Origin of the sequence: Nostoc sp. UHCC 0251 (genome assembly GCF_034932245.1) — a bacterium.
Taxonomy (GTDB): domain Bacteria; phylum Cyanobacteriota; class Cyanobacteriia; order Cyanobacteriales; family Nostocaceae; genus Nostoc.
This window is the reverse complement of record NZ_JAYGHD010000507.1, coordinates 1-2,794: the sequence shown is the minus strand read 5'-3', so window position 1 is coordinate 2,794 and position 2,794 is coordinate 1. Positions and strand designations below refer to the sequence as shown.

Sequence of the window (2,794 nt, the reverse complement as noted above, 5' to 3'; positions counted from 1 at the left end):
AGGCAATAGGCAATAGGCAATAGGCAATAGGCAATAGGCAAGAGGCAATAGGCAAGAGGGAAGAGGCAATAGGGCTTTTTGAAATGTACGGAGTTTTTTCAAAAATAAAATATGAGTCTTATCTTATATATATATTGAAATTTGAATCAGTAAACTAAATATTTATATTGCCAGGATCTTTACTTAAGCATTAGATATATAACAACGCGATCGCCTCTTTTTACTTTCGCTTTACCGAGAGGTTTTTCTGGTTTTTCAATGAGCTTATCCTTTGCCGTATTCATCAGAGGTTAAATACAAAGTTTTACTTGCTATAAGTGCTTCTGCTGTCTCATGGCTGAGAGGTTTAGAGAACACATAACCTTGACCCAATTCGCATCCAAGTTGCTGTAACCATTGAAGTTGTTGTAATGTTTCAATACCTTCTGCAATAACGCCTAATCCGAGTTGATTGCTCAAAGCAATAATAGTACTAACAACCTGATAATTACGGTTACCTTCTTGCATCTGACTCACAAAGGAGCGATCAATCTTCAAATTATCAGCAGGTAAACGATGCAGATAATTGAGCGATGAATAACCGCTACCAAAGTCATCAATACTAATTTGAATTTTTTTATCCTTTAATTGGGTTAATAAATCAATTGTCTTACTGATATTTTCAATTAACATACTCTCAGTAATTTCTAGGGCTATGGAATCGCCTTCTAAACCCGTTTGGGCTAGTGTTTGAGCGATGCCATCAATTAAGCCGGCTTGGCGAATATCTTGAACAGAGAGGTTAATACTCATTTTGAGCGGGAAGTGACTAGCAAACTTGGTTTTCCAGCTTGCCAGTTGTTGACAAGCTTTGTAGAACATCCAGCGATCAATTTGCACAATTAGCCCTGTTTCTTCAGCAATAGGAACAAATTCCTCCGGTAAAAGGAACCCGCGAGTTGGGTGTTGCCAGCGCACTAATGCCTCAAATCCAATCAGTCGAACTGGTTGCAGTTGCGATTCTCTGCTAACACATTGGCTTTGCCCGTCGTAGGCATTGCCAAGTATGTCAACAATCGGCTGGTAATATATAACAAACTCTTCTCGTTCGATAGCTTTACGAATATCGGTTTCTAGAGTTAATCGATTTACGGCTTGAGTGTGCATTTCTACATCAAAAATTTTGTACGAGTTTCTATCTTCAGCTTTGGCTCTATACATAGCAATATCGGCATCTCGGAGTAAATCGGAGGCGTGAGAATAGTCCTTTGTGCCTAAAACAATACCGATGCTCGTACTGATAACTACTTCAGAATCATTAAGTATCAATGCTGTTTGAAAATCTGTCAGAATTCGCTCAGTAATTTGAATAGCTTTTTCAATACCAGAAATATCTTCTAGCAGAATTACGAATTCGTCACCACCGATTCGAGCAACTAAATCAACGTCTCGCAGATGATTTTTTAGCTTCTGAGCAATGCTTTTGAGTAGTTGATCTCCAGCTAAATGCCCTAAGCTGTCATTGATGACTTTGAACCGATCTAGGTCTAGAAACAAGACGGCATAACGATAGGTTTCTACTCGTTTGGCTCGGTTAATGGATAATTCTAGTCGTTCCACCAAAAGCGTCCGATTTGGTAAATCTGTCAATGGATCATGCAAGGCATTGTGAATAATCAGTTCTTGTGCTTGTTTGCGATCGCTCACATCTAATAAAACCCCATGCCAAACAATATCTCCGTTTTCTCGATACTCTGAACGCGCACTTGCCTGTACCCACTTGAGTTTGCCAGAAGGTGTAACTAATCGCCATTCATAAAAGAATGGGTTTAAAGTTTGAGCGCTTTCTTTGGCAGCCGCATAACATCCGGCACGGTCATCAATATGAATTTGTGCCAGGCAAACAGAGGCATTTTCTAAAATTTGATCTGGTGTTAATTCTAGAAGGTCTAGACAGCCTAAACTGATGTACTCAAAGACAACAGAACCATCAAAATGATGTACAAAGCTGTAAATTATTCCCGGTATATTAGATGCTAATGTTTGTAACAGATTTTGCGCTTGTTGGCGCTCTGCCCGTACCTGAGCATCCCGAAGTTCTCGACGCACCGCCACTGGCAATCGGTTTAAGTTGTCTTTCATCACATAATCATGAGCACCCGCTTTCATCATTTCCACAGCAGATACTTCGCCGATTGTGCCGGAAACGAGAATGAAAGGAATATCTTTCTGACTCTGCTTTGCTATTTCCAGAGCCATAGGAGCATTGAATCCAGGCAATCGGTAATCTGAAATTATGACATCCCATGTGTGGCTATTGAGGGCTGTGTGTAGCTCTTCGACCGTTTGGACACGTTGCCAGATTGGCTCGAAACCACCGCGACGCAGTTCACGAATAATTAATATGGCATCGATTTCTGAATCTTCAACCATCAGGACGTTCAAGGGTTCACTCATACCTCATCATCTCCTTGGTAAACTTTGAGTTCATCCGCCACATTTTCATCCCAAACAACACCGATTAGCTGCTAAGAAATATAGTCAACAGATGCGCCATAAAAAAATAATCAATCGTTTTGGTAAGCAAGGGGAGCAAGGGGAGCAGGGGGAGCAGGGGAAGAAGAAATTGGATAGTCGTATTGGATGCAGGAATTGAGCATTTTAATTTTTGGATGTTGCTAATACAGACAGGTCAGTAGGAGTTTGCCTACCTTTAACCTGACTTTTCACGTTATGTGGAAAAGTCCACCAAAAACCTAACCCCTAACCCCCTTCCCGTGTCGGGAAGGGGGAAAATTCAAAGTCTCTCTCCTTT

At 40.8% G+C, this 2,794-nt stretch carries 1 protein-coding gene; it reads right to left on the bottom strand.

Features of this window, described 5'->3' with window-relative positions:
• Positions 1 to 264: 264 nt before the first annotated feature.
• Entirely contained in the window at positions 265 to 2,436 is a 2,172-nt protein-coding gene (locus VB740_RS36365) for an EAL domain-containing protein (protein ID WP_323204653.1), read from the bottom strand.
• Positions 2,437 to 2,794 lie beyond the last annotated feature (358 nt).